The sequence below is a fragment of the Agreia pratensis genome, from assembly GCF_900177685.1.
GTDB classification, from domain to species: Bacteria; Actinomycetota; Actinomycetes; order Actinomycetales; family Microbacteriaceae; genus Agreia; species Agreia pratensis.
On sequence record NZ_FXAY01000001.1, the window covers coordinates 457,165 to 482,065 of the forward strand.

Annotated in this window: 22 protein-coding genes and 1 riboswitch; of the genes, 12 read left to right on the forward strand and 10 right to left on the reverse strand. The window is 66.1% G+C overall.

Features of this window, described 5'->3' with window-relative positions:
• Nucleotides 1–63 precede the first annotated feature (63 nt).
• A complete protein-coding gene (locus B9Y86_RS02190) occupies nucleotides 64–552 on the reverse strand; it encodes a DUF559 domain-containing protein (protein WP_085482507.1) in 489 nt (162 codons plus the stop codon).
• A gap of 613 nt (nucleotides 553–1,165) precedes the next feature.
• On the opposite strand from B9Y86_RS02190, the gene B9Y86_RS02195 reads away from it, so the two are divergent.
• From B9Y86_RS02195 to trpS, 3 genes are read left to right on the forward strand one after another with little or no spacing between them, the layout of a single operon-like run.
• Nucleotides 1,166–2,275: a YhjD/YihY/BrkB family envelope integrity protein gene (locus B9Y86_RS02195; protein ID WP_139824690.1), complete on the forward strand. Its 1,110-nt coding sequence runs from the start codon at nucleotides 1,166–1,168 to the stop codon at nucleotides 2,273–2,275.
• Between the two features lie 9 nt (nucleotides 2,276–2,284).
• Entirely contained in the window at nucleotides 2,285–3,133 is an 849-nt protein-coding gene (locus tag B9Y86_RS02200; RefSeq protein ID WP_085482509.1) for an exodeoxyribonuclease III, read from the forward strand.
• Nucleotides 3,134–3,177: 44 nt separating this feature from the next.
• Nucleotides 3,178–4,188, forward strand: coding sequence for a tryptophan--tRNA ligase (trpS, locus tag B9Y86_RS02205; RefSeq protein WP_085482511.1), 1,011 nt, complete (start codon nucleotides 3,178–3,180; stop codon nucleotides 4,186–4,188).
• A 19-nt stretch (nucleotides 4,189–4,207) separates the two neighbouring features.
• Here trpS and B9Y86_RS02210 read toward each other — a convergent pair whose 3' ends face one another.
• From B9Y86_RS02210 to B9Y86_RS02225, 4 genes are all read right to left on the reverse strand, one after another.
• Nucleotides 4,208–5,338 (reverse strand): FUSC family protein, encoded by a 1,131-nt coding sequence (locus B9Y86_RS02210; protein WP_228515351.1) that lies wholly within the window; start codon nucleotides 5,336–5,338, stop codon nucleotides 4,208–4,210.
• A 12-nt stretch (nucleotides 5,339–5,350) separates the two neighbouring features.
• Nucleotides 5,351–7,180 carry a D-apionate lactonase family protein gene (locus tag B9Y86_RS02215; RefSeq protein ID WP_176223225.1) on the reverse strand — a complete coding sequence of 610 codons (1,830 nt, stop codon included), beginning with the start codon at nucleotides 7,178–7,180 and terminating at the stop codon, nucleotides 5,351–5,353.
• Nucleotides 7,181–7,207: 27 nt separating this feature from the next.
• Nucleotides 7,208–7,960 (reverse strand): SDR family NAD(P)-dependent oxidoreductase, encoded by a 753-nt coding sequence (locus B9Y86_RS02220; protein WP_244894594.1) that lies wholly within the window; start codon nucleotides 7,958–7,960, stop codon nucleotides 7,208–7,210.
• Between the two features lie 109 nt (nucleotides 7,961–8,069).
• The gene (locus B9Y86_RS02225; RefSeq protein WP_085482517.1) at nucleotides 8,070–8,603 is read right to left on the reverse strand and encodes a GtrA family protein; all 534 of its coding nucleotides are present in this window, start codon (nucleotides 8,601–8,603) and stop codon (nucleotides 8,070–8,072) included.
• Nucleotides 8,604–8,879: 276 nt separating this feature from the next.
• On the opposite strand from B9Y86_RS02225, the gene B9Y86_RS02230 reads away from it, so the two are divergent.
• The 6 genes from B9Y86_RS02230 to B9Y86_RS02255 all read left to right on the forward strand — a co-directional run bounded on the left by B9Y86_RS02230 (nucleotide 8,880) and on the right by B9Y86_RS02255 (nucleotide 13,990).
• The gene (locus B9Y86_RS02230; RefSeq protein WP_085482519.1) at nucleotides 8,880–9,653 is read left to right on the forward strand and encodes a polyprenol monophosphomannose synthase; all 774 of its coding nucleotides are present in this window, start codon (nucleotides 8,880–8,882) and stop codon (nucleotides 9,651–9,653) included.
• A 32-nt stretch (nucleotides 9,654–9,685) separates the two neighbouring features.
• Nucleotides 9,686–9,857, forward strand: a riboswitch (FMN riboswitch).
• A gap of 88 nt (nucleotides 9,858–9,945) precedes the next feature.
• The gene (gene ribD / locus B9Y86_RS02235; protein WP_085482521.1) at nucleotides 9,946–11,001 is read left to right on the forward strand and encodes a bifunctional diaminohydroxyphosphoribosylaminopyrimidine deaminase/5-amino-6-(5-phosphoribosylamino)uracil reductase RibD; all 1,056 of its coding nucleotides are present in this window, start codon (nucleotides 9,946–9,948) and stop codon (nucleotides 10,999–11,001) included.
• A gap of 1 nt (nucleotide 11,002) precedes the next feature.
• Complete coding sequence (locus B9Y86_RS02240) at nucleotides 11,003–11,614, forward strand: riboflavin synthase (RefSeq protein WP_085482523.1); 612 nt, start codon at nucleotides 11,003–11,005, stop codon at nucleotides 11,612–11,614.
• The gene (ribA, locus tag B9Y86_RS02245; protein ID WP_085482525.1) at nucleotides 11,611–12,957 is read left to right on the forward strand and encodes a GTP cyclohydrolase II; all 1,347 of its coding nucleotides are present in this window, start codon (nucleotides 11,611–11,613) and stop codon (nucleotides 12,955–12,957) included. Before B9Y86_RS02240 ends, ribA begins: the two co-directional genes overlap by 4 nt.
• On the forward strand, nucleotides 12,954–13,433 hold the full coding sequence (ribH, locus tag B9Y86_RS02250; RefSeq protein WP_085482527.1) for a 6,7-dimethyl-8-ribityllumazine synthase: 480 nt from the start codon (nucleotides 12,954–12,956) through the stop codon (nucleotides 13,431–13,433). The genes ribA and ribH overlap by 4 nt, the downstream gene beginning before the upstream one ends.
• Before the next feature lie 32 nt (nucleotides 13,434–13,465).
• Nucleotides 13,466–13,990: a DUF6301 family protein gene (locus B9Y86_RS02255; protein ID WP_085482529.1), complete on the forward strand. Its 525-nt coding sequence runs from the start codon at nucleotides 13,466–13,468 to the stop codon at nucleotides 13,988–13,990.
• A 166-nt stretch (nucleotides 13,991–14,156) separates the two neighbouring features.
• Here the strand turns inward: B9Y86_RS02255 and B9Y86_RS02260 are convergent, their stop codons facing one another.
• Nucleotides 14,157–14,972, reverse strand: coding sequence for a ribokinase (locus B9Y86_RS02260; protein ID WP_085482531.1), 816 nt, complete (start codon nucleotides 14,970–14,972; stop codon nucleotides 14,157–14,159).
• Between the two features lie 275 nt (nucleotides 14,973–15,247).
• Between B9Y86_RS02260 and B9Y86_RS02265 the strand changes: the two genes are divergently transcribed.
• The 3 genes from B9Y86_RS02265 (at nucleotide 15,248) to B9Y86_RS02275 (ending at nucleotide 18,871) form a co-directional block, all read left to right on the forward strand.
• Nucleotides 15,248–16,648, forward strand: a complete 1,401-nt coding sequence (locus tag B9Y86_RS02265; protein WP_085482533.1) for an MFS transporter — start codon at nucleotides 15,248–15,250, stop codon at nucleotides 16,646–16,648.
• 95 nt (nucleotides 16,649–16,743) lie between these two features.
• Entirely contained in the window at nucleotides 16,744–16,932 is a 189-nt protein-coding gene (locus B9Y86_RS02270) for a hypothetical protein (protein ID WP_085482535.1), read from the forward strand.
• A 106-nt stretch (nucleotides 16,933–17,038) separates the two neighbouring features.
• Entirely contained in the window at nucleotides 17,039–18,871 is a 1,833-nt protein-coding gene (locus tag B9Y86_RS02275; RefSeq protein WP_085482537.1) for an ABC transporter ATP-binding protein, read from the forward strand.
• Between the two features lie 130 nt (nucleotides 18,872–19,001).
• Here B9Y86_RS02275 and B9Y86_RS02280 read toward each other — a convergent pair whose 3' ends face one another.
• The 4 genes from B9Y86_RS02280 to B9Y86_RS02295 all read right to left on the reverse strand — a co-directional run bounded on the left by B9Y86_RS02280 (nucleotide 19,002) and on the right by B9Y86_RS02295 (nucleotide 24,866).
• Nucleotides 19,002–20,468 (reverse strand): NAD-dependent succinate-semialdehyde dehydrogenase, encoded by a 1,467-nt coding sequence (locus B9Y86_RS02280; protein WP_085482539.1) that lies wholly within the window; start codon nucleotides 20,466–20,468, stop codon nucleotides 19,002–19,004.
• Nucleotides 20,469–20,489: 21 nt separating this feature from the next.
• On the reverse strand, nucleotides 20,490–22,718 hold the full coding sequence (locus B9Y86_RS02285) for an MMPL family transporter (protein WP_244894595.1): 2,229 nt from the start codon (nucleotides 22,716–22,718) through the stop codon (nucleotides 20,490–20,492).
• Between the two features lie 2 nt (nucleotides 22,719–22,720).
• Nucleotides 22,721–23,314: an isochorismatase family protein gene (locus B9Y86_RS02290; protein ID WP_085482541.1), complete on the reverse strand. Its 594-nt coding sequence runs from the start codon at nucleotides 23,312–23,314 to the stop codon at nucleotides 22,721–22,723.
• A gap of 100 nt (nucleotides 23,315–23,414) precedes the next feature.
• Nucleotides 23,415–24,866 (reverse strand): D-alanyl-D-alanine carboxypeptidase/D-alanyl-D-alanine-endopeptidase, encoded by a 1,452-nt coding sequence (locus B9Y86_RS02295; protein ID WP_244894596.1) that lies wholly within the window; start codon nucleotides 24,864–24,866, stop codon nucleotides 23,415–23,417.
• Nucleotides 24,867–24,901 lie beyond the last annotated feature (35 nt).

Here is a 24,901-nt window from a genome sequence, read left to right on the forward strand (position 1 = left end):
GAGTGTGCAGAAACGGCCCGTCGCGTTGATACGCACGGGCCGTTTCTGCACACTCGGAGCCTCTCAGGGGCGCCAGCCTCGTGAGATGAGGGCATTGCGCACTCTCGTTACGATCTCGGAGCGGTCTCCGTTCATGTGTTCCTTGAGCACGCGCACGACTCGCCACTCGTCGACAGAGAACGCCTCGAGGCGGTCCACATCGCGGTGGAACTGCCGGCGGTCATCGGCATGCTGGGAGCCGTCGTACTCGACGAGCACCTTGAAGCGCCGGTAGAGAAGATCGCCTCGGCCGATGAACGCGCCATCGGCACCGAAGACGTCGCCGTTGAGTTCGGGCTCGGGAAGGCCGCCCCGCACCAGCAGCAGACGCAACTCGGTCTCCTTCGGGGACTCCGACCCGGGACGCACCCACTCGAGAGCGTGCTTCAGCGTGCGGACGCCGCGCGCACCAGCGTATGAGTCCACGGCCGACCTGAGCTGCTTGACTGTTTTTTGAGGGTAGCGGCCGCCGACGATGTGGTCGCCCGCAATGATGAGCTCGTCGACCGACATGAATGGCGCGCATTGGCACCACGCGTCGACAAGAGAGACGACGGGCATCCGCCGGAGCGACCCGACGTCGATACTGCCCTGTCTTAATCGATGTCCGACGATTCCCGCTGCGCGAGGACTCTGCATCGGTAGAAACGTGGACACGTGCAAGGGCGCAGATTCCAACTGCGTCGGCATCGGGAGTCCGTGCAATTGCGCGGCCGTGACGTGGGAGAAAATGTGACCGCTCGGCATCCGCCTTGCGTAGGCGCGGCATCGAGACCAGACGTCACCGAACGCATCCGCGGCCGGGACGCGCACTCCGTGAAACGGCGCCGCCAGATCCTGTCGACGGAGACGTCCCCGCGAGACGCCGTGATCGAGGGCGTCACGTACCGAGAACGCGCGTCCACGGAGCCCGTCGGGAAGGTCTGCGCGTCGATTCACTCGTCGATGATGCCGCCACCGCCCCTGCTCTCGCAGAAGTTATCCCCACCCCCTGCGGCGATCGAACGTCGAGAGTGCACTTTCGGTCGGTCCGCCGAGGCGGAACGTGCAGAAAGTGCTCATTCGGGGAGACGAGGGCTGCGTCAAGTGGGGGCACAGATGTGGTCGGCCTGAATAGGGTTAGTGGGTGAGCGACAACAGCACCTCCACCGAGAAACCGGCCACCGGCATCCCTGCACTCGTGCAGAAGGTCATGAGGCTGAAGGCCGTTCGGGTGTTCCAGCACTACGCCTCGAACGGCGGACCCCTGATGGCGGCCGGTATGTCGTATCAGGCTCTGTTCGCTGTCTTCGCCGCACTGTGGGCCGGGTTCTCGATCGCGGGACTCGTGCTCGCCTCGAACAGGCAACTGCTCGAGGAGCTGATCACGATCATCGGCAGCGCGGTTCCGGGCCTCATCGGCGAGGGCGGTGCTGTGAACGCCGACGCCCTGTTGAACACGCCCGCCCTGAGCTGGTCTGGCGCCATCGCCCTGGTCGGACTCGTGTTCACGGCCCTCGGGTGGCTGGCGTCTGCACGCGATGCCATCCGGCGCATCTTCTCGGTCGGTCCCGACACGACCTTCTTTCTGCTTCTGAAACTCAAGGATGCCGGGCTCGCCATCGGCTTCGGTATCGTGCTCGTCGTCTCGGCCGGCATCAGCATCGGCAGCACGACCCTCATCGGCTTGGCGTTCGATCTGATCGGCGTCGACAACTCCTCCGGCTTCGCCGTCGTCGTGGCGCGCATCATCGGCCTGCTGATCGCGTTCGCACTGGACACGCTCGTGCTGCTGATCTTCTACCGAGTGCTGACGGGCATCAGAATCCCTTTCCGCCGCGTGATCAGCGGTGCACTCATCGGGGCGGCGGCGCTGGGTGTGCTGAAGGCGCTCGGTGGTCTGCTGCTCGGTGGCGCCAGTAACAACCCGCTCATCGCGTCGTTCGCTGTGATCGCAGGACTGCTGATCTTCTTCAACCTCATCTGCCAGGTCATCCTCATCACCGCCGCGTGGATCTCCATCGGAGTCGCCGATGTGGGGCTCGATGTGCGCGGGCTCTCGCGCGAACAGCTCGACGCGGAGGTGCAGTTGAAGCAGGCGGAGGCGCGAGTGCTCATCGCCGCGGCCGAGCGAGCACGCCTCGAAGACGAGCTTCGCGAGGCTCACGGCCTGCGCCGCCGAGGGCTCTCTCGCAAGCTGAAGGCGGCCGTCCGTGAGGAGTCGCGCTTGAAGGATGAGACCCCTCCGCATCGCTAAACTAGCGGGATGTCTTCGTCGATATCTGGCACATCCCTCCGCATCGCTTCAGTCAACGTCAACGGCGTGCGCGCCGCCTTCCGCAACGGCATGGGCGCCTGGCTCGACAAGCGCGAGGTCGACATCCTCGCGCTCCAAGAAGTACGAGCCGCCACGAGCGACCTCGAGAATCTCCTCGGAGACGAGTGGGACATCCTGCACGACGCCGCGACGGCCAAAGGCCGGGCCGGTGTGGCTCTTGCGAGCCGCAACAAGGCGTCGATCCACCGCGTCACGCTCGGGGCCGACGACTTCGACAGCGCCGGCCGCTGGCTCGAAGCCGACTACGAGGTGGGCGGCAAGGTCGTGACCGTGGTGTCCACCTACGTGCACTCCGGCGAGGCCGGAACGCCGAAGCAGGTCGAGAAGTACAAGTTCCTCGACGCGATGGTCGAGAGGCTCCCCCGACTCATGGAGCACAATCCCCTCTCGGTGATCGTCGGCGACCTCAACGTCGGTCACCGCACCCTCGACATCAAGAACTGGAAGGGCAACGTCAAGCGTGCAGGCTTCCTGCCCGAGGAGCGCGCCTACTTCGATCGTTTCCTCGGCGCCGAGGGCGACCCCGACTACAACGCGGGCGCAGGGTTCGGTTTCGTCGACATCGGGCGGCGCACGGCAGGCGAGGTCGAGGGTCCGTACACCTGGTGGTCTGCCCGCGGACAGGCTTTCGACAACAACACCGGTTGGCGTATCGATTACCAGCTCGCCACACCCGAACTGGCAGCAAAGGTCACCGACTATACGGTCGACCGCGCTGCAAGCTACGCCGAACGCTGGAGCGACCACGCTCCGGTCGTCGTCGACTACTCGATCTAATTTCGCCGCACCACCCTTCGACAAGCTCAGGGAACGACACGACTATGACCGCCAAGCCCCGCCTCTTCTCTGGCATGCAGCCTTCAGCCGAGTCACTGCACCTCGGCAACTACATCGGCGCGCTGCTGAGCTGGAAGGCTCTTCAGGAGACCCACGACGCGTTCTTCTTCCTCGCCGACATGCACGCCATCACTGTGCCGCAAGACCCGGTCGCCCTACGCGAGAACACGCGCCGCACGGCCGCCCAGTACATCGCCGCCGGCATCGATCCGTCGAAGTCGACGCTCTTCGTGCAGTCGCAGGTACCCGCGCACGCGCAGCTGGCCTGGGTGCTCAACACCCTCACCGGCTTCGGCGAGGCCAGCCGCATGACGCAGTTCAAAGACAAGGCGGCGAAGCAGGGTGCCGATTCGGCCTCGGTCGGCTTGTTCACCTACCCCATCCTTCAGGCCGGCGACATCCTGCTCTACCAGGCGGCCGAGGTGCCTGTGGGAGAAGACCAGCGCCAGCACATCGAGCTGACCCGCGACCTCGCGACCCGGTTCAACTCACGCTTCGGCGAGACCTTCCGCATCCCCGAGCCCTACATCCTGAAGGAGACGGCCAAGATCTTCGATCTGCAGAACCCGCAGTCGAAGATGTCGAAGTCGTCGGAGTCTCCCGCGGGCATCGTGTGGCTGCTCGACGACGCCAAGACCACGGCGAAGAAGATCATGCGGGCGGTCACGGATGCCGATGGCCAGATCATCTTCGACCGTGACGCAAAGCCCGGGGTCGCCAATCTGCTGACGATCTTCTCGGTGCTGGGCGAGATTCCGATCGCCACCCTCGAAGCGGACTTCGCGGGGCGCGGTTACGGAGATCTCAAGAAGGCCTTGGTCGATGTCGTGGAAGCGAGCCTCGGACCCGTTCGCGCGCGCACGCTCGAGCTGCTGGCCGATCCTACCGAGCTCGATCGCATTCTCGCGGCGAATGCCGACCGTGCCAACGAGGTGGCCTCGGCAACGCTCGCCGACGTCTACGACAAGGTCGGGTTTCTGCCGCGCTCGAGCTGATCGACGATGCGGGGCGAGATCAGCCTCGCACGCTCTGACCTGCCTCGACGATGACCTCGTGCACCCGGCGTAGGTCCTCCATGAGCGAGCCGATGAGAATCCAGTGCGTCGGACTCGGCGTGAGGATGTGAAAAGGCGCCGTCAAGGCGGGCAATTCAGCCGTGTGCGGCAGAGGCTCCGCGGTCTGAAGGTCGGACTCCTGCATCACGAGGCGCAGATCGTGCGCCGCCTTTCTCATCTGCTCGGCAAGACCTGCGACGGTGCCCTCGGCGTGCAGCGACTCGTCGTATCTGTCGGCCAGCACGCGCACCATGCCGGGCACACGACCCACGATCACTCCCAGCATGGCGAGCAAGTCGTCATCGAGCTCCAACGCGTCGGAGTTGGCGCGCCTGCGAGGGTTGAATCGCAAGCTCTCCTCCGCGCCCGCGACGGCTGCTCGGGCCTTCGCCAGCATGGGGGCCAGCAATCGCGCCTCCACGAGTGCGCCATTGCGCTCGGCCGCGCTCGACGGCTCGGCGAGCAGTCGGGCAAGAGCGTCGAGGCACGCGGCCGTCTCGCGTCCGAGGGCTGCCACCGCGTCGTGTGCCGGCTGAAGACCCGTCGGCGGAACGATCAAGAGATTGATCCCCACAGCGACCGCGGCTCCGAGCGCGGTTTCGACGATTCGACCGGCTGCGTATCCGGATGTCTGCGTGCCGAGCGTGAGAACGAGCATGGCGCTGATCGGCAGCTGCACGGTCGTCGACTGACTGAGGCGAAGCGCCCATCCCGTGAGCAGGGCCACAATGATCGCGAGCAGCACGATCCAGGTCGACGAGCCGAACGCCAGCCCTATGAGGTAGGCGATGATCACCCCGACGATGACTCCGACGGTGCGCTCGAGGGCCTTCGCGAACGACTGGTTCACGCTCGGCTGAACGACGATGATGGCCGCGATGGCTCCGAAGACCGGCACCTGTTCTGGCAGGATCGCGAGGCAGACGATCCACGCGAGGGATGCCGCGACCCCCGTCTTCACGATCTGCAGCAGGGGCGCCCTGCCATCGGCCCGCAGCACTCGGGCGTACCGAGCGGGGGCCAGCCCGGCCTCGACCATACGCCGGGCGAACGCACCGCGCCTGGAATTGTCGGTCGCCGACGGATGCATCACACCGTCAGCCTATTCCTCGGCCAGCCGATCGCTGACGCCGGCTCCAAGCCGAAGCTCGAATCGACGGACCTCGCCGGGACCGACGACAATGGGCACGGCGCTGCCGGGCAGGCGGAATTCTCGCGGCTGATCCCGGAGGTTGCCGATGAGAACGACGGTGGACCGCGCACCGGTGCGACCCGCCGCGAGCGCCGTGAGCCCGGGCGCGCGCGCGGATCGAACGGGCTGACCCTCGAGTTCCGACAGCCAGGAGAGCACCTGCTCCGCCGATTCGTGTGCGGGCGAACGTGCACCCCACTCTTCGAGATACGACAGCGAAAGAACCTTCGGCCCGGTGAGAGCCGCGACACTGGCGAGCAGCCAGGCCGCCAGAGAGGCCGAGCTGCTTCGCACGTCGGTCGCACCGGCCACGAGCGCAGCGCCGTAGCCCTCGTCGAGGTCGCGCCCGGAGGGAGTCGGTGAAGGCGTCGTCGCGACCGCGTTGAACCGTGCGCCCAGCGTGATCGGCCCGATGTGCAACGGGCGGCCGTGTGCAAGACGCCGCGCATTCTCTGCCACCTCGCGCTGCGTGGAGATCGACTCGACCATCTGCTGGCCGGATGTGTCGTGCATGAAGGGCGTGATGCTGAACGTCATCGGCCCACGCCACGAATCAAGCCGCCCGATCGATCGATTGAGCTCCGTGAAGTGCGCCCTCGTTCCGGCAACCACCTGGATGTCGAGCCCGCGCTCGTCGAGTGCGCTCAGGAGGGATCGTGCGATCTCCGGGACGGCGAGATGGTCTTCCCTTGCGAACAGGGCGATGCGCGTGATCTCGAGTGACGGATGCTCGGCGAGCGTATCGAGCACGGGCCCTACCTCGTCGACACGGTCGGCGACCAGACGAACGTCGAGGGGGCGACCATCGGCATCCTCGATCGCCCTCGCCAGCGCCGCTGCCCAGTTGCTCGACGAGGGGTCGAGCTCGACGAGAAGAGCGCCGGCCCAGCGCGCTCGACGGCGTTCGTCAGGCCGATGGATCGAGGCCGCTGTCGACGCCGTCGTCGTCAGCGCCGGCAGGGTGACTCCCCGCACGATATCGCCGATCACGAGTTCGCCCATGACGGGCCCGGAGGCATCGGCCGACTCCGAGGGCTCTGCTCCCGTCGCGACGCACCGCAGAACCAGCGATTGTTCGATGACCTCTCCCGCGCGCACCGAGACGGGAAATGGCAGCGAGAGAGGAGTGGAATACATCTTGTACGAAGCATCGGTCCAGTTGCGCTGGTCTTCCATCTCGAACACATCGCCGGCGAAGCCGAGTCGACAGCTCGTGCTGCGCCCGTCGCCGGTCACGACCCAGTCGAGACCACGGATGTCGACGGCCGGCTGATGCGGGGAGATATGGTCGGGAAAGACCGTCGAGGTCACGGCGCCAGACGGGTGGCTCACGTCGATGGGCGAGCCGGCCAACGCTGGCGAATGCAGCACGATCAGGCCCAGCCTGTTGCGGAGGAAGTCGCTCCCGGCCTCGGCACGGTATGCGATGCTCAGCTCGTCGCCGTCGGTCGCGACCTCCAGCAGCCACTTCAGAACGATCCGCTCGTCTCGCGTTCGCCCTTCGATGAGCAGGGAACCGGCATCCAGATCGACGCCGTGCATGCGATCGACGATCGATGCCACGGTGCGCCAATTCTCGTCGCGCACAACGGCGCGCACGCTGCGCAGGACGAGCACTCCGAGGTGTCGGATGTTCTCGAGCTGGCCCGCCCTCAGCTCGATCGTCCACGGGCCGCGGTGCACGACGGAGGTCGTCTGCTCGTCGGGGCGGAGCAGATCGCGAGGAGGAGCGCTGGACATCATCGGCCGCCTCTGTCTGTTCGAGGTCTAGAGAGTCGTCATGCCGCCGTCGACGCGGAACAGCGCGCCCGTGGCGAAGCTCGACTCGTCGCTGGCGAGGTAGATCATGATGCCCTCGACGTCGGATGCCTGGCCCGCGCGTCCCAGAGGGATACGCGAGACGATCGCCGCACGAGCAGCCTCATCGCCCGAGATGGCCGTCACCAGAGGCGTCTCCGTGTAGCCAGGCACCACCGTGTTGACGCGGATGCCCTCGGATGCGTACGCGGCAGCCACGGTGCGGCCGAGGCCATGGATGCCCGCCTTCGATGAACTGTAGGCGGTGAAGTCCTGCCCTTCGCCGTTGAGGCCCGTCGGGCTTCCGGTGAGGATGATCGAACCACCGCGTCCGAGCATCGAGCGCACGGCGTGCTTGACCGTGAGGAACGTGCCGGTCAGGTTGATGTCGATCGTGCGCTTCCATACGTCGAGGTCGAGGTCTGCGACCTTCGCGTCGTGCCCGAAGAGTTGCACACCCGCGTTCGCGACGACCACGTCTGGCGCGAACCCGTCGGCTTCGAGCTTCTCGAAGGCGTGAGCGACGCTCTGTTCGTCTGAGATATCGAGTTCGATGGCAATTGCCGTGGGCCAGGCCTCAGCAGCGGATTCCGCAGCCGCGCGGTCTCGATCGGAGAAAATCACGCGAGCGCCCTCACGAGCGAAACTCTCTGCGACGCTGCGGCCGATACCGGATCCGGCACCCGTGACGAGTGCGGTTTTTGTCTCAAGCCGTGCGGTCATGTCAGCCATCCCCTGTGAAAGCATCTGCGGTCGAACGGCTTCACTGTACACGCGAATTGGTCAACCGGTGCGCCGCTATCGTCGCCGGTAGCGGCGATTCACGAGGAGTTTACGAAGAGGGGCGCGAAGCAGTGTCGGAGACGACGGCGACAGGAGAGGTGACCGAGACGGCGTCGAGCGAGCGTGATGCGTTGAAGACCCAGAAGCGGTACAGCACGAAGCGGAACGCGGCTCCGAGCACGAGGCCGATGACGTTACCTGAGATGTTGTCGGCCAACACGCTGCGGAATCCGAGCACATAGTGCGAGAACCAGAGGCACCCGAGGCCGATCATCATGCCGACGACGCTGACCGCAAAGAATTCCACGCTCTCGCGCACGATCTTCGTCTGCCGCTTCGAGCGGAAGGTCCAGTAGCGGTTGCCGAGCCAGTTCACGACGATGGCGAGCAGTGTCGAAACCAGCATCGCGAGAATCGGCCCAGCATGGATGACGGTGGGAGAGAAGACCGTGGAGCGCAGGGTATTGAAGACCGACACCTGGACGACGAATCCGATGCCGCCCACCATGCCGAACTGTACGAGCTCGAGCACGATTTTGCGGTATCGCGAAGGCACGAAGCCGAGCAGGTCGATCGAAGCCATGAATGTTCCAGACGCAAAAGGAGAATTGGGAGGATCAACAGCGCTGTCGAGCTCTTCGAGGCTAGCAATGGCGACCCGGTCAATACTGTGAACCGGCCCAGGCTTGACTCTGCGTTCACACAGAATCCACCTCCGCGACACCTGCCGGGCCCGTGGCCGCATGACACTCAACAGAACACCAGGTAACGTCCAGCTATCTCGCCGGTGCAGGCCCTTAGAGTGACCACTGCTCCAGCCGCGATCGGCTGCCGTACGGTTTTGTCAGAGAGGCACCCCATGTCATCCACCCTTGTCGTCATCCCGACGTACAACGAGTTGCGCACCCTGCCCAGCGCGATCGAGCGCACGCTGCAGGCCGTGCCGACCACGCGCATCCTCGTCGTCGACGACAACAGCCCCGACGGCACCGGTCGCCTCGCCGACGAGATCGCCGCCCGCGACGACCGCGTGAGCGTGATGCACCGTTCCGAGAAGAACGGTCTCGGAGCCGCATACATCGCCGGTTTCCGCTGGGCAGAAGATCACGATGTCGACTTCATCATCGAAATGGACGCCGACGGTTCCCACCAGCCCGAAGAGCTCCCCCTGATGATCACCCAACTCGAGCGCGGCGCAGACCTCTCGATCGGAGCCCGCTGGATTCCCGGGGGAAAGACCCGCAACTGGCCGCTGTACCGACGCCTCATCTCGCGCGGCGGCACACTCTACGCACGCATTCTGCTTCGATCGAAACTGCACGACATCACCTCGGGCTTCCGCGGATTCCGCGTCGCCACCCTGAGGCAGATCGACTTCGACAGCGTCGCCAGCCAGGGTTACTGCTTTCAGATCGAGATGGCCTGGCTCATCGAGAAGACCGGCGGAGACGTGCGCGAGTTTCCGATCACGTTCGTCGAACGGGTCGAGGGCGCTTCGAAGATGAGCTCCGCGATCGTCGCCGAGGCTCTTCTCAAAGTGACGTCGTGGGGACTCGCCGACCGCTTCGGATCGTCACGCGGCGCCATGGAATATTCGCGACGCCCCGGCGTTGGGGGTATAAGTAGTAAGTGACCTCGCCGCAAGGCAGGTCGAGATTGTTGCAGTACGTGCTCCGGGGTCGGTGGAATTCCGAACCGGCGGTTATAGTCCGCGAGCCGCAGACGACGCGTTCTCCTCGAGAACGAACACTCTTCGGTTGACCTGGTGAAACTCCAGGACCGACGGTAACGAGGCGAGATCCTTCGCTTCCAAAGTCCGGATGAGAGGAAGCACGCGCACCGCAGTCACGCGCTCTCGCGCGGCTGCATCATGCGAACTCGTCGAACGACGGGGCCCCGGAATACGTCGACCAGACGGAGACCGGATGACCACCCAGAGACACGAGGCCGACGCCATGCGTCGCGCCATCGCGCTGTCGCGGCGAGGTCCGGCCAACGGCGCCAATCCGCGCGTCGGCTGCGTGATTCTGGATGCCGCGGGTCGCGTCATCGCCGAAGGCTGGCACCGCGGCCGGGGCACGGCGCACGCCGAGGTCGCGGCGCTCAGCGCTCTTCCGGATCGCTCGCTCGCCCTCGGCTCCACGGCCGTCGTCACTCTCGAGCCGTGCAATCACACGGGCGCCACCGGGCCGTGCAGCGAGGCGCTCATCGACGCCGGCGTCGGCCGCGTCGTTTACGCGGTGGCAGATCCTGGAGTCTCCTCCTCCGGAGGCGCGGAACGGCTTCGAACGGCGGGCGTCGACGTCGAGGCAGGCGTGCTCGGCGACGAAGCCGAAGAGAACATCCGTCCGTGGCTCACCACGATGCGACGCGGCACTCCGTTCGTGACCGTCAAATGGGCATCCAGCCTCGACGGACGCGCTGCGGCTGCCGACGGCACCAGCCGCTGGATCACCGGGCCGTGCGCTCGAGCCGATGTGCATCGTCGGCGCAGCGAGGCCGGAGCGATCGTCGCGGGCACCGGCACCGTCCTCGCCGACGATCCCAGTCTCACTGCGCGAGATTCCGAGGGCCGCGAACTCTCTGAGCAGCCGATGCCCGTGATCGTGGGCCGCCGATCGGTGCCGCGCGACTCGCGAGTATTCGCGCATCCGGCCGGGGTGATCGAGTACCCGAGCCACGATCTGCCGGGCCTGGTGCAGATGCTCGCCGAGCGCGACGTGCGGCACGTGTTCGTCGAAGGAGGACCGACCCTGGCGAGCGCATTTCTCGCCGCGGGCCTGGCCGACGAAGTGCTCGTCTACATCGCCCCCACCGTGCTGGGCGGGCCCATGACCGCGATCACCGAGATCGGCGTGCGCACCATCTCGGAGCAGGCTCGTATGCGCTTCGACCACGTCGACAGGCTCGGCGACGACGTTCTGCTCGTCGCCAGACCCCTCACCACCCGCCACCTGCCCATCACGAAAGAAGACGACTGACATGTTCACGGGAATCATCGAGGAGCGCGGAACGGTCATCGAGGTCGTTCCGTCACACGACGCGCTTCGGCTGACCGTTCGCGGCCCTCTGTCGGTGTCGGATGCCCGGCACGGCGACTCCATCTCGGTGAGCGGGGTGTGCCTCACCGTCGTCGATCGCTCGGAGGACACCTTCACCGCCGATGTGATGGCACAGACGCTCGCGATGTCGACGATCGCCTCACTCGTCTCGGGTTCGGAGGTCAACCTCGAGCGTGCGGCCCTGGTCGGTGACAGACTCGGCGGGCACATCGTTCAGGGGCACATCGATGGCACAGCAAGCGTCATCTCGGTCTCCCCCGGCGAGGCCTGGAGCGTGCTGCGCTTCCGCCTCGCCGACGATCTCGCTCGCCTCGTCGTCGACAAGGGGTCGATCGCCGTCTCGGGCGTCTCGCTGACGGTGTCGGGCATCGGCCGAGACGATGAGGGCGAGTGGTTCGAGGTCTCGCTCATTCCCGAAACGCTGTCGGCGACGACGCTCGGCACGCTGGTACCCGGCGATCGGGTGAACATCGAGACCGACATCCTCGCGAGACATGTTGAGCGGCTGCTGGCGTTCGGGGCCCGCTCATGAGCACCGCACCGGCGGTCGTGGCCACCCCCCTCTCGCCGATGGCAGACGTGCTCGACGCGCTGCGGTCGGGGCGCCCCGTGATCGTCGCCGACGCCGAGAATCGCGAGAACGAGGGCGACGCGATTCTCGCGGCAGAGCTTGCGAGTCCCGAATGGATCGCCTGGATGGTGCGGCACACCTCGGGCTTTCTCTGCGCGCCGATGATGCGAGAGACGAGTGACCGCCTAGGTCTTCCTGGCATGGTCGAGCGCAACCAGGATTCGCTGCGCACCGACTACACGGTGACGGTCGACGCGTCCTCCGGTATCACCACGGGAATCAGTGCGTCAGACCGGGCAGAGACATTCCGCCGCCTCGCCGATCCCGAGTCGACTCCGCAGAGCTTCATCCGACCCGGGCATGTTCTGCCGGTGCGTGCCGTCTCCGGCGGTGTGCGCGTGCGCCCCGGCCACACCGAGGCGACCGTCGACCTGCTCACGCTGGCCGGCCTCACCCCGGTGGGTGTCATCGGAGAGATCGTCGCCGATGACGGAGAGATGATGCGGCTCCCCGGGCTCCTCGCGCTCGGCGCCGAGTCCGGCCTGCCCGTCACCACGATCGCCGCACTCATCGATTACCTCGACGGGGTGGATGCCGCGGCGCGGCTCGTCGGCACGGCACCCGAGGCCATCGTCGCCGCTCCCGAAGCCGCTGCCGAAGCTCTTCGGGTCACCTTCGAGGTCGAGACGACCGTTCCCACCGTGCACGGCGATTTCCGCATCAGGGCTTACCACGACACGACCACGGGCTACGAGCACCTGGCCCTGATCTCGGGCGATCCGACGGCGGAGTCCGCTGTCGTGCGCATCCACTCCGAATGCCTCACGGGCGAGGCGTTCGGTTCGTTGAAGTGCGAATGCGGCCCGCAACTGCAGGAGGCTCTCGATCAGGTGCACGCCACCGGTGGAGCGGTCATCTATCTGCGCGGTCACGAGGGGCGAGGCATCGGCCTGCTCAACAAGCTGCGGGCTTATCGCCTTCAAGAGGACGGGCTCGATACCCTCGACGCCAACCTCGCACTCGGTCTGCCGGCCGATGCCCGCGACTACGGGGCAGCGGTCGCGATCCTCGAAGACATCGGGGTGAGATCGGTTCGATTGCTCACGAACAACCCCGACAAGGTCAGCCAGCTCGAGCAGCACGGCGTTACCGTGGCGGAGCGGGTGCCCCTCATCGTCGGAGTCGACGCCGCGAATACGGGATACCTCGCAGCCAAAGCCGCCCGAATGGGCCATGTCATTCCCGCCTGGATCACCGAAACCCGTGTGAACCCCACCACCCCCGACGAAAGGCCCTCATCATGAGCGGTGCAGGATCCCCCACATTGAACACCGACGGCACCGGCCTCAAGATCACGATCGTGGCCGGCATGTGGCACGAGACGATCACCAACGGTCTGCTCGCGGGCGCGCACCGCGTGCTCGAGGCCGCAGGCGCAGAGGTCACCGAGATCCGCGTGCCGGGCAGCTTCGAGCTGCCGGTCGTTGCCAACACCGCACTCGAGGCGGGAGCTGACGCGGTTGTCGCGCTCGGCGTGATCATCCGCGGCGGCACGCCCCACTTCGAATACGTGTCGGATGCCGCGACCTCTGGCCTCACGCAGGTGAGCATTCGCACGGGCAAGCCCATCGGATTCGGTGTTCTCACGCTTGACGACGAACAGCAGGGACTCGACCGCGCCGGCTTGCCCGGCTCGAAAGAAGACAAAGGTGCCGAGGCCGCCGAGGCCGCGATCGCCACGGTGCGAGCGATTCAGACGATCATGAAGTTGCGCGCCTGAGTGGCCCTGAGCGGTTTTGACAAAATGAAGTCATGACCGAACTCAATTGCGCTGACACCGACCGCGTGCGTGACATCATTCATGTGTTTGGTGGACTGTCATGGCCGGCGCCCCGCGAGGAGATGGCGAGCATCGGGGCTCGGTTAGAGTGGACAATCTTGTCGGAGACGCCACACTCGACTCGGTTTGACACTGGCTTCCCGACGAACTTTCCGATCGGGGGCGTCACCGTCGACGACGGTCGTATAGGCCAGGTGACTATAAAGCTCACAGACAAGGTCACGGATCCAGACGCGGAGTTGGCCGCGGAATTGTCATCATCGGCGGTTCACTTCCGGGAGGACATTACTGTCCTTGTAGGCGAGCCTGTGAGTGTGCGTGGGGGAGTCGAGTCGCATTGGACTTGGGACCTGGCGAACGGAGGGCGCGTGACGCTCACTCGTTCTAGCTCAGTTGTGACGCTGACCGTATTGCAGGAGCGCTACGCCGACATTGAGCGGAACGAAGAAGCTTTGGGGATCTCAGAGAGTCGCGACCCCGAAGCCGACCTGGTCTAGGTTCGCCATTGGTTCCGACCAAGTCTCAACTCTTTTTATGTGCAGGATCTTGAGAAGTTCCCTCGTGATCCGGAGAACATTCCGGAGTGGTTGCAGAAGCGTGTACTCGAAGCGAGAGGCTGAGGCGAGGTAGAGCCGAACAGTCGGACTCCCGAGTGTGGAAACACTAGTCGGGCTGGGCGCCGACCCAGGCGACGGCGCGACCCGCCGCGTCGCTGGCGGCCTGCATCGCAGCTCGCGCATCCAGGCCCGCAGCCAGGCCGGCGGCGAGCGTGCCGCAGTAGCTGTCGCCCGCACCCGTGGTGTCGACGACATGCTCGACACGCGCGGCCTCGACCTCGATCGAGCCCCAGCGAGAACCGGCAGAGCCCAAGGTCACCAGCAGCGACTCGGGTGACGCCCCGGAGCGCCCGAGCTGCTGCGCCTCGTGTTCGTTGACGATCACCGGGTCTGCCAGGGCGAGAATGTCGGCGGGAAGCTCGGCGAACGGCGCGAGGTTCAGCACGACCTGGGCACCGCGCGATCGCGCCATTCGAGCAGCCTCGGCGATCACGTCGAGGTCGGATTCCAGGGGCGCGAGCAGCACGTCGCCGGGCTGAATATTCTCGAGCGGGCCCAGGTCGGCCACACCGAGACGAGCGTTCGCCCCGGGCGACACGATGATGGTGTTCTCAGCCCGGGCATCCAGAGCGATCATCGCGTGACCTGTGGTCGAACCGGCCGTCACCGTCACCGCACTGGCGTCGATGCCGCGAGCGCGAAGCCTGGCGATGTAGTCATGCCCGCCGGAGTCGTCGCCTACGCGTCCGATGAAGAGCACGTCGGCCCCGGCGGCTGCCGCGGCGACCGCCTGGTTGGCGCCCTTGCCTCCGAAGAAAGTGGCCACATCGCCGCCCATCAGCGTCTCTCCAGGCCGCGGATGCCGCTCCACCTCGACCACCGAGTCGATGTTGAGCGAGCCGACGACGTAGACGCGGGGCATTGTCGATCCATCCTGGGTCGCCTTCGATGGCACACCCGGCACAATCCTAGGCGAGCCACCGGGAGCCGCTCGGAACGCTGGAAGGGCACTGTCCGGCCCGAGGGTGACCCGAGTTTTCTCAGGGGAAGCCCTAAAATGATGGGGCGCGGAACCTGCGCCGACATTTTTTCGCATCGATGGCGTCTCGCGAGACACGACGAACAACGCCGGTCTCTCGAGCAGCGCCCAGATGCCCCCTTCTCGTCGAGCCTCGACGCACTCACCGAAAGCCCGCCATGTCATCCGCAGCCCCGGCCGCAACAGCGCCCGCGCCAAAGACCAACCCCCGTTCCCGCGTCGTTCTCGCCAGCCTCATCGGCACGTCGATCGAGTTCTACGACTTCTACGTCTATGCGACGGCCGCGGTTCTGGTCTTCCCGAAACTCTTCTTTCCGAATGCCGACGACACCACCGCGCTGCTGAGCTCGTTCGCCGCATTCGGCGCCGCGTTCGTCGCTCGTCCGATCGGATCGATCATCTTCGGCCACTTCGGTGACAGGATCGGGCGCAAAGGCACCTTGGTGGCCTCGCTGCTCACCATGGGCATCGCGACAGTGCTGATCGGATGTCTGCCGACAGCGAGCGTCGACGGCTGGATCGTGCTTGCCCCGACCTTCCTGGTCATTCTTCGTTTCTGCCAGGGCCTCGGCCTTGGCGGCGAGTGGAGCGGCGCCGCCCTGCTGGCGACCGAGAACGCCCCCAAGGGCAAGCGGGCCATCTACGGCACGTTCCCCCAGCTGGGAGCGCCCATCGGATTCATTGTCGCCAACGGCGTGTTCCTGTGGCTCTCACTCGGGCTGAGCCCGGAGGAATTCGCGGCGTGGGGCTGGCGTATCCCGTTCCTCGGCAGCGCGCTGCTCGTCGCGGTCGGTCTCTACGTGCGATTTAAGCTGATCGAGACGCCGGCGTTCCAGAAGGTGGTCGAGAAGGGCGAGGTCGCCAAGCTTCCTCTCGCACGCGTCTTCAAGACCAGCTGGCGGCCGCTCATCCTCGGCACGTTCATCATGCTGGCGACCTACGTTCTCTTCTACCTGATGACCACGTTCACCCTCACCTTCGGAACCACGCCCTCGACGGTAGAGGCCGGCAAAGCAGCCGCTGAGAAGGCCGGCAAGCCCTTCTCCGCTGACACATTCGTCGCCGGGCTCGGCTATCCGCGCAACGACTTCCTCGTCATGCTCATCATCGGCGTCGTGTTCTTCGGAATCTTCACGCTGGTCGCGGGCCCCCTCGCCGAGAAGTTCGGGCGCCGCACGACGCTCATCTGGGTGACCGTCGGAATCATCGTCTTCGGTCTGCTCTTCGTTCCGCTCTTCGGCGGCGGGTTCGCGGGCGTGATGGCTCTGCTCATCATCGGCTTCACCCTCATGGGCCTCACCTTCGGGCCGATGGGGTCAGTGCTGCCCGAACTCTTCCCCACCAACGTGCGCTACACCGGGTCTGCGATCAGCTACAACGTAGCCAGCATCCTCGGCGCCGCTGTCGCTCCGTTCATCGCCGTGGCCCTCTGGACGGCGGCCGACGGAAGTACCTGGCTGGTCGGCCTGTACCTCAGCGTCATGGCCGTCATCACGCTCGTGGCTCTCCTCCTGAGCACAGAGACGAAAGACGTCGACTACGAGGCGAACGTCTCCTGATCCCGTAACAGCGCGCATCCTCGAGCCTGTGAACCGCCGCCAGTGGCCAACTGCACTGTCCGGCGGTTCGCAGGCTCGCGGCGTATGGTTCGAGCATGTCGTTTCATCCGGGTACTCCGTGGCATCACGCCGGCTCCTGGCGCGGCAACCGGCCGCATCGTGCCGTTCTCGCCTGGGTCGTCGCATCCGGTCTCGGCGGCCTGATGCTCGCAGCCCTTCTCCTCGCTCCCCCGGTGTCGACTCCGTCGCACGACGCTCCGACGCTCGTCGTCACCACCAGGTGACCCGCGGCTCTCAGACGCGGTGCACAATTGCTAGGGGCCCGCGCACTCCGCTCATCCGGTCGCGCGGCCCTCTGCACTTCCCTCTCTCCGCAGCAGAAAGTTTCGAATGAGTACGAGCACGCAACCACGTCGCAGGATGGGCCGATCGCCGAAGCCCGAAGACGGCCCTCGCGCCCGCTTCAGTCAGCTGCTGCCCTACCTCGCCGAACACCGACCGATCCTTGCCGTGGTCATCGTCCTGAGCATTCTGGGTGCGGCCGCAAGTTTGGCTCAGCCGCTGCTCGTCAGTCAGGTCATCACCGTGGTGCAGGCCGGCAACCCGCTGGGCACTCTCGTCGGCGCACTCGTGGCGCTCGTGATCGTCTCTGGCCTCATCAGCGGGTTCCAGCACTACCTGCTTCAGCGCACCGGCACAGCGGTCGTACTCTCGGCGCGCCGCCAACTCGTTCGTCGCATGCTGCGGCTGCCCATTCGAGAGTTCGACGTTCGCCGCACCGGCGATCTCGTGAGCCGCGTGGGCAGCGACACCACGCTTCTCTACGCCGTCATCACTCAGGGACTCGTCGACGCGATCGGCGGTTCGCTCGTGTTCTTCGGCGCGCTGATCGCCATGCTCATCATCGATCCGGTCCTCCTCGGCCTCACGGTCGCAGTCATCGCCGTCTCTGTCGTCACGGTCGTGCTCATCTCGGGCCGCGTACGCACGGCGAGCCGTAAGCAACAGGAGAAGGTGGGCGACCTCGCGGCCTCCGTCGAGCGCTCGCTCGGGGCCATCCGTACGGTGCGAGCGTCGAACGCGACCGACCGCGAGATCGAGGCGATCGAGCTGGATGCCCGGGGCGCCTTCGACATGGGCGTGCGAGTCGCGAAGATCTCGGCCCTCGTCGTGCCCATCGCGGGAATCGCGCTGCAGGTCTCGCTGCTCGTCGTTCTCGGTGTCGGCGGTTTCCGGGTCGCCGATGGTTCCATCACCATTGCCAACCTGATCTCGTTCATCCTCTTTCTCTTCATGATGATCATGCCGCTGGGGCAGGCGTTCGGCGCCCTGAACTCGGTCAACCAGGCGCTCGGCGCACTCGGTCGCATCCAGGAGATCATCGATCTTCCCGTCGAGACGCAGTTCGACGCCGACATTGCGCGCACCGCGGCCCCCACGGTCGCTGCCGACGGCATCGCGCTCGAATTCGACGACGTGCACTTCGCTTACGCCGGCACACCCGTCGACGATGCTGACGTTCCGGCGGGCGGCCCGATGGCATCGGGAGTTCTGCACGGCGTGAGCTTTGCCGCTCGCCAAGGGCAGCGCACCGCGCTGGTCGGGCCATCGGGCGCCGGCAAGAGCACCATGCTCGCCCTCATCGAGCGGTTCTATGACCCCACGTCGGGAACCGTGCGCCTCGGCGGCACCGATCTCAAGTCACTCGACCGCGAGACGCTGCGGTCGCAGATCGGCTACGTGGAGCAGGACGCCCCCGTGCTCGCCGGAACCATCCGACAGAATCTGCTGCTCGCCTCGCCCGACGCGACCGATGCGCAGTGCGTCGAGGTGCTGCACGCGGTCAACCTCGGCGAGGTGCTCGACCGCAACGACGCCGGACTCGACGCCGCCGTCGGCGAAGACGGCGTGATGCTCTCGGGCGGAGAACGCCAGCGGCTGGCCATCGCCCGCGCGCTGCTCGCGGCACCGCCCATCCTGCTGCTCGACGAGTCGACGTCGAGCCTCGACGGCCTGAACGAGCAGATGCTGCGCGAAGCCATCGACGCGGTGGCGGAGAATCGCACGCTCATCGTGATCGCACACCGACTCTCGACGGTCGTCGACTCCGACCAGATCGTGGTTCTCGAGCACGGCCGCGTGGTCGGCGTGGGAACGCACTCGGAACTCGTGGTGTCGACGCCGCTCTACAAAGACCTGGCAAAGCACCAGCTGCTGGTCTGACCGAGCAAGCACTGATCGAGTAGCGGTCGCGAGGAACGAGCACCGCGTATCGAGATCACATCCGAAAGTGGTCTCGATACGCTTCGGCCGCGGGCGGCCTCGGGCTACTCGACCAGCGCATCCCGAGGTCTTACGAGTTCGGGATGAGCGTGTACTTCGTCGACAGGTACTCGTGGATGCCCTCGAGGCCACCCTCCCGGCCGAGTCCCGACTGCTTGACGCCACCGAACGGCGCTGCCGCATTCGACACCACACCGACATTGAGGCCCATCATTCCGGTCTCGAGTCGGTCGATCATGCGCTGACCGCGCGCCAGGTCTGCGGTGAACACGTAGCTCACCAGACCGTATTGCGTGTCGTTGGCGAGGCGCACGCCCTCGTCTTCGTCGGCGAACGTCACGATCGATACGACGGGACCGAAGATCTCCTCGCGCAGGATCTCGCTGCCGGCGACGACGCCCGAAACCACGGTGGGCTCGTAGAAGCTGCCCGGGCCATCGACACGCTTGCCCCCCGTGACGAGCTGAGCACCTCGCGACACGGCATCCTGAACGAGGCCATCGGCCTTGTCGACGGCCTTGTCGTTGATCAGCGGGCCGATCTCGACGCCCTGCTCGGTGCCGCGGCCGATCGACAGGGCCTTGACCCGCTCCGCGACGCGCCGGGCGAAAACATCGGCGACCGACTCATGAACGATGAACCGGTTCGCGGCCGTGCAGGCCTGACCGATGTTGCGGAACTTGGCGAGCATGGCTCCGTCGACGGCCTTGTCGAGATCGGCATCGTCGAACACGACGAACGGCGCGTTGCCGCCCAGCTCCATCGATGTACGCAGCACGTTGGCAGCCGACTGCGCGATCAGCTTCTGGCCGACGCCGGTAGAGCCGGTGAAGCTGAGCTTGCGCAGGCGCGGGTCGGAGATGATCGGCTCCGACACCGCACCCGACGACGACGTGGTGATCACGTTGAGTACTCCACCCGGCAGGCCGGCGTCTTCGAGCAGCTTCGCGAAGAACAGCGTCGTCAGCGGCGTGAGCTCCGCAGGCTTGACCACCACGGTGCAGCCCGCCGCCAGAGCGGGCGCGATCTTGCGCGTGGCCATGGCGAGGGGAAAATTCCACGGGGTGATCAGGAAGCACGGGCCGACAGGCCGCTGCGACACGACCATCGTTCCCGTTCCTTCGGGGTTCTGGCCATAGCGGCCAGAGATGCGCACCGCCTCTTCGCTGAACCAGCGCAGGAACTCGCCACCGTAGGCGACCTCGCCGGCCGCCTCGGACAGGGGCTTGCCCATCTCGAGCGTCATCAGCAGTGCGAACTCGGCCTTGCGCTCTTGAAGCATGTCGAACGCTCGGCGCAGAATCTCTCCGCGCACGCGGGGAGCCGTCGCCGCCCACTCGGCCTGAGCCGCGACAGCGGCGTCGAGAGCACGGATGCCATCGGCCGGACTGGCGTCGGCGATCGTGCGGATCGAACGCCCCGTGGCCGGGTCGTCGACCTCGATGGTGCGCCCGCCCTCGGCGTCGATCCAACGCCCACCGATGTAGAGCTGATTCGGCACCGATTCGAGAAGCGTGGATTCGGACGTCGATGTCATGGTTCTCCGTACTGCTGAGCGCTAGCGAGATGGCTTGCCGGCGTCCTGAGACGCCCTCGCCAGCTTACTCGGCCACCAGACGACCCGGCCCAGATCGTAGGCCAGCGCGGGAACCAGGAGCGACCTCACCAGGAGAGTGTCGAGCAGCACCCCGAACGCCACGATGAAGGCGATCTGCGCCAGGAAGAGCACCGGGATGACTCCCAGCGCCGAGAAGGTCGCCGCCAACACGATTCCCGCCGACGTGATGACCCCTCCGGTCACGGTGAGACCACGCAGGACCCCCGCACGGGTTCCGTGCGCGATCGATTCTTCGCGCACACGCGTCATCAAGAAGATGTTGTAGTCGATACCGAGAGCCACCAGAAAGACGAAGCCGTAGAGCGGTACCGACGGATCGGCCCCGGGAAACTGGAAGAGGTGGTTGAAGACCAGCGCTGAGACACCCAGCGCCGCGGCGAACGACACGACGACGCTGAGGATCAACAGGACGGGCGCGAGAATCGAGCGCAGGAGCAGCATCAGGATCAACAGGATGACGACCAGCACGATCGGGATGATCGTGTTGCGATCGTGCACGCCCGCCGTATCGGAGTCGATGGCCGTGGCGGTCACTCCCCCGACAAGCGCACCGCTCGATCCGTCGGCCAGAGCCGAGCGCAACGCGCGCACGGTGTCTTTGGCGGCATCCGAGTCGGCCGCGTCGGAGAGCGTGGCCTGCAGCAGAACCTTGCCGTCGACGACGGTCGGCTCGACCGCCATCAGCGTCTGCGCTCCGCCGGGCGCGGAGAGCGAGCCGTCACTGTCGACGTTCGCCGACCCCGAGGGCGAGTTCGCGCTCGTCACCGTGAGCGAGCTCACCCCGTCGGTCGAGAGAACGGCGGATGCGACGTCGCCGAGATCCGCCTCGGGTGCGACGATCAGCGCCGGGCTCCCCGATCCGCCCGGGAAGTGCTCTCCGAGCGCGACTTGACCGTCTCTCGCCTCCGACTGGCCGAGGATCAAGTCGCTCTGCGCAACTCCGTTGGCCTGCAACTGCAGCACGCCCGCTCCCGCCGCGAGGAGCAGCACCGTGGTGATGATCCAGATCGAGCGAGGCCGCCATGCGATGAAGGTCTCCAACCTAGACCAGAAGCCCTTCGGCGCGCCGTGAGCGGTCTTGTGCACGGCGAAACCGTGACGGGCAGGCTCGGTATCGACTCGCACGGCTGCCCCATCCGGCGCGACGTATTTCGGCCGCAGCGGCCAGAACGACGCGCGGCCGCACGCGAGCAACAACGCGGGCAGCAGCGTGAGCGACGCGAGCACGCTGAAGGCCACGCCCACCGCAGAGACCGGGCCGAGGGCCTTGTTCGAGTTCAGATCGGAGAGGAGAAGGCAGAGAAGCCCCGCGATGACAGTGCCGCCCGAGGCCACGATCGGCTCGAGCGACACCCGCAGAGCCGCCCAGGTCGCATCCCACCGCTTCTCGTGCGTGCGAAGCGCTTCTTTGTACCGTGAGACATAGAGCAGCGAGTAATCGGTGGCGGCACCGATCACGAGGATGAACAGAATGCCCTGCACCTGCCCGTTCAGCGTGAAGACGCCAGCCTTCGCGAGCCACCACACGGTGAGCAGGCTCGTGGTCAGCGCGAAAAGCGACGTTCCGAGCACGAGGAACGGAAGCAGCGGCGAGCGGTAGACGATGAAGAGGATCAGGAACACGGCGCCGAGGGCGGTCAGCAGAAGAATGCCGTCGATGCCCGCGAACGCGTCTCCGATGTCGGCTGTGAACCCGGCCGGTCCCGTGACGAAACCCGTCACCCCCTCGACGGAGCCCTCTCGCAGCAGGTAGGAGCGCATCGAGTCGACGGTGTCGCGCACCTCGCCCGAGGCGTCGATGGGCACGAAGACCTCGACCGCCTGCTGGTCTTGTGACGGGATCGCCGGCGAGATGTCGTCGGCCACCCCCGTGACCGTCGAGAGCCCCGCGATCTGCGTCTGGATGTCGGTTCGCTGCTGGTCGGTGAGCTCGGCTCCATCGTCGGTGCGGAACACGACGATTGCAGGGATGGCATCGGAGTCGATGAACGTCTTCTGCAGGGCACTGACCCGGGTGGCATCTGCGCTAGAGGGCAAGTACGTGGTCTGGTCGTTGCTCGACACCTCGTCGATGCGACCGAAGTAGGGGCCGCCGATCGAGGCCGCGGTCAACCACACGAGAATCAGTGCGGCAGGAAGGAGGATCCTCAACCACCGCGGAACGAACACGTCTAGCCTTCGATCTGAGCCGCGAGCACCAGATCAGCGCCGGCGCGGGACATCTCGGCGAGAGCCTCCCGGCTCGATTCGGGGGCCACCCCGGCAACGAGATCGGTGATGACGCGCACATCGCGCCCGTGATGCAGGGCATCGAGGGCAGATGCACGCACGCAGTAGTCGGTCGCGAGTCCGGCGATGTCGATCTCCGTGATGCCGTGAGCATCGAGGAGCTCGACGACGGTGCCGCCCTCCTCGGCCGTTCCCTCGAAGATCGAGTAGGCGGGCCTGCCCTGACCCTTGCGGATGTGGAAGTCGATCGACCGGGTGGTGAGCTCGTCGTGATATTCCGCGCCGAATGTACCGGCGACGCAGTGCACCGGCCAGGTGTCCACGAAGTCCGGGTTCTCGTCGGTGGCGAAGTGGCCGCCGTTGTCATTGTCTGCGTCGTGCCAGTCGCGGGAGGCGAACACCAGGTCGTATGCGGCACGGTGCTCGGCCAGCAGAGCCGAGACACCCGCAGCCACGGCTTCTCCGCCTTCGACGCCCAGGGCGCCCCCCTCGGTGAAGTCGTTCTGCACGTCGATGATGAACAGCGCCCGGACCATGCCGTCTCACTCTCTCTTTCCCGTCGACGTTATGCCGTCGAATCGGACCCCCCGACCGAATTAGTCAGCCAGCTTACTAATCGATCTTAGAGCACGGAGATCACTGATTCGACAGATTGTTTCCGCAACGATATGCCGCGGCCGTGATGGTGTCGAGGGCCTGCTTCGAACTGTCCGAGACGTCGTCGAGGGCGAAGAAGGCGAACGTGAGAACAGAGCCGTCGGCGGCTTGGATGATGCCCGACAGGGTGTAGCCCGTGTCGATCCACCCGGTCTTCGCGATCACGTGGCCGGCAGCATCCGAATTCGAGCCGGTGAAGCGGCCGCCGAGCGTGCCGCTCTCGCCCGCGACCGGCAAGCCGTCGGCGATGATGCCGAGATTGCCCTCACGAGCGGCGATCTTCGCGAAGAGCGCCGTGAGGAAGTTCGGCGAGACGCCGTTGTCGTCAGACAGGCCGGAACCGTCGACGATCACGAGCCCCGCGGTATCGAGTCCATACGTCGCGAGTGCGGCCGGAGTGGATGCACCGAGCGCCGAGAACGTGTTGCCCGAGCCCTGCGCGATCGCCGTGAGGCGCGCCAGCATCTCTGCCTCGGTGTTGTCGGAACGCAGGAGGGCGTCTTGAACCATGGTCGACACGGGCGCCGACTGCACGGTGCCGAGCGTTGCGGCGCCAGCCGGAGCAACGCCCTGACTGATCGGGGCACCTGTCGCTCCGAGAGCGCTCGCGAACGCCGCGCCCGCCCGACCGATCGGGTCTTCGCTACGCGTCGATTGACTGCTCGACGGGTCGGCGCGGTCGCCGTCTACCTGCAGCGCCGTCACCTCGGACGACCACCCGTCGAACAGCTCCTTACGGTTCCACGAGGGCTGCCATGCATCGCCGGCGAACGCCGAGGAGTCGAGCACGATCGACGTCACCGGGGTTCCCCCGAGAGACGCAGTCACCTGCGCAGCCAGGTCGAGCATGCTGGCCGCGCCGGGGTAGATGTTGGAGGAGCCGCTGGCCAGGGTGATGTCTCCCCCGCCCACCAGCACGACCTGTCCGGGCTGCGTTCCGGCGACCACCGTGGTGCTCGCTCGATAGTCGGGGCCGAGAACGGCCAACGCCGCCGCGCTCGTGAGGACCTTCATCACGCTGGCCGTACGGGAGTATGTTCCGCCGCCGTGGTCGTAGAGGATCTCCCCCGTGGTCGCGTTGCGCACGCTGCCCGAGAAGGTACCGAGACGCGAATCGGATGCCGCCTCGGCGATCGAGCAGGTCCGCACGGGTTGGGCCGGAGTTACGGCGGCCGGTACAGAGCGCGCCTCTGGGGTCGGAGTAGGAGTCGAGGTAACCGTCGGCGTGGCACTCGGAGGTGCCGACACTCGGGCGACGGTTTCGACGTTCGGTGTACCGACGAATGCCCCGGCCAGAAGGCCTCCGCCGCCGAGAACGACCAGTGCGGCCGCCGCGGCAGTGGCGGCGAATGCCCGTGGATGCGCACGGGCGCGGCGCACGATTCCGCTCAGCAGCGCGGGCCGCGGCTCAGGTACAGGCTTCTCGGACATCGTTCCATGCTAACCCGGGCCTCGGCGTCGACTCA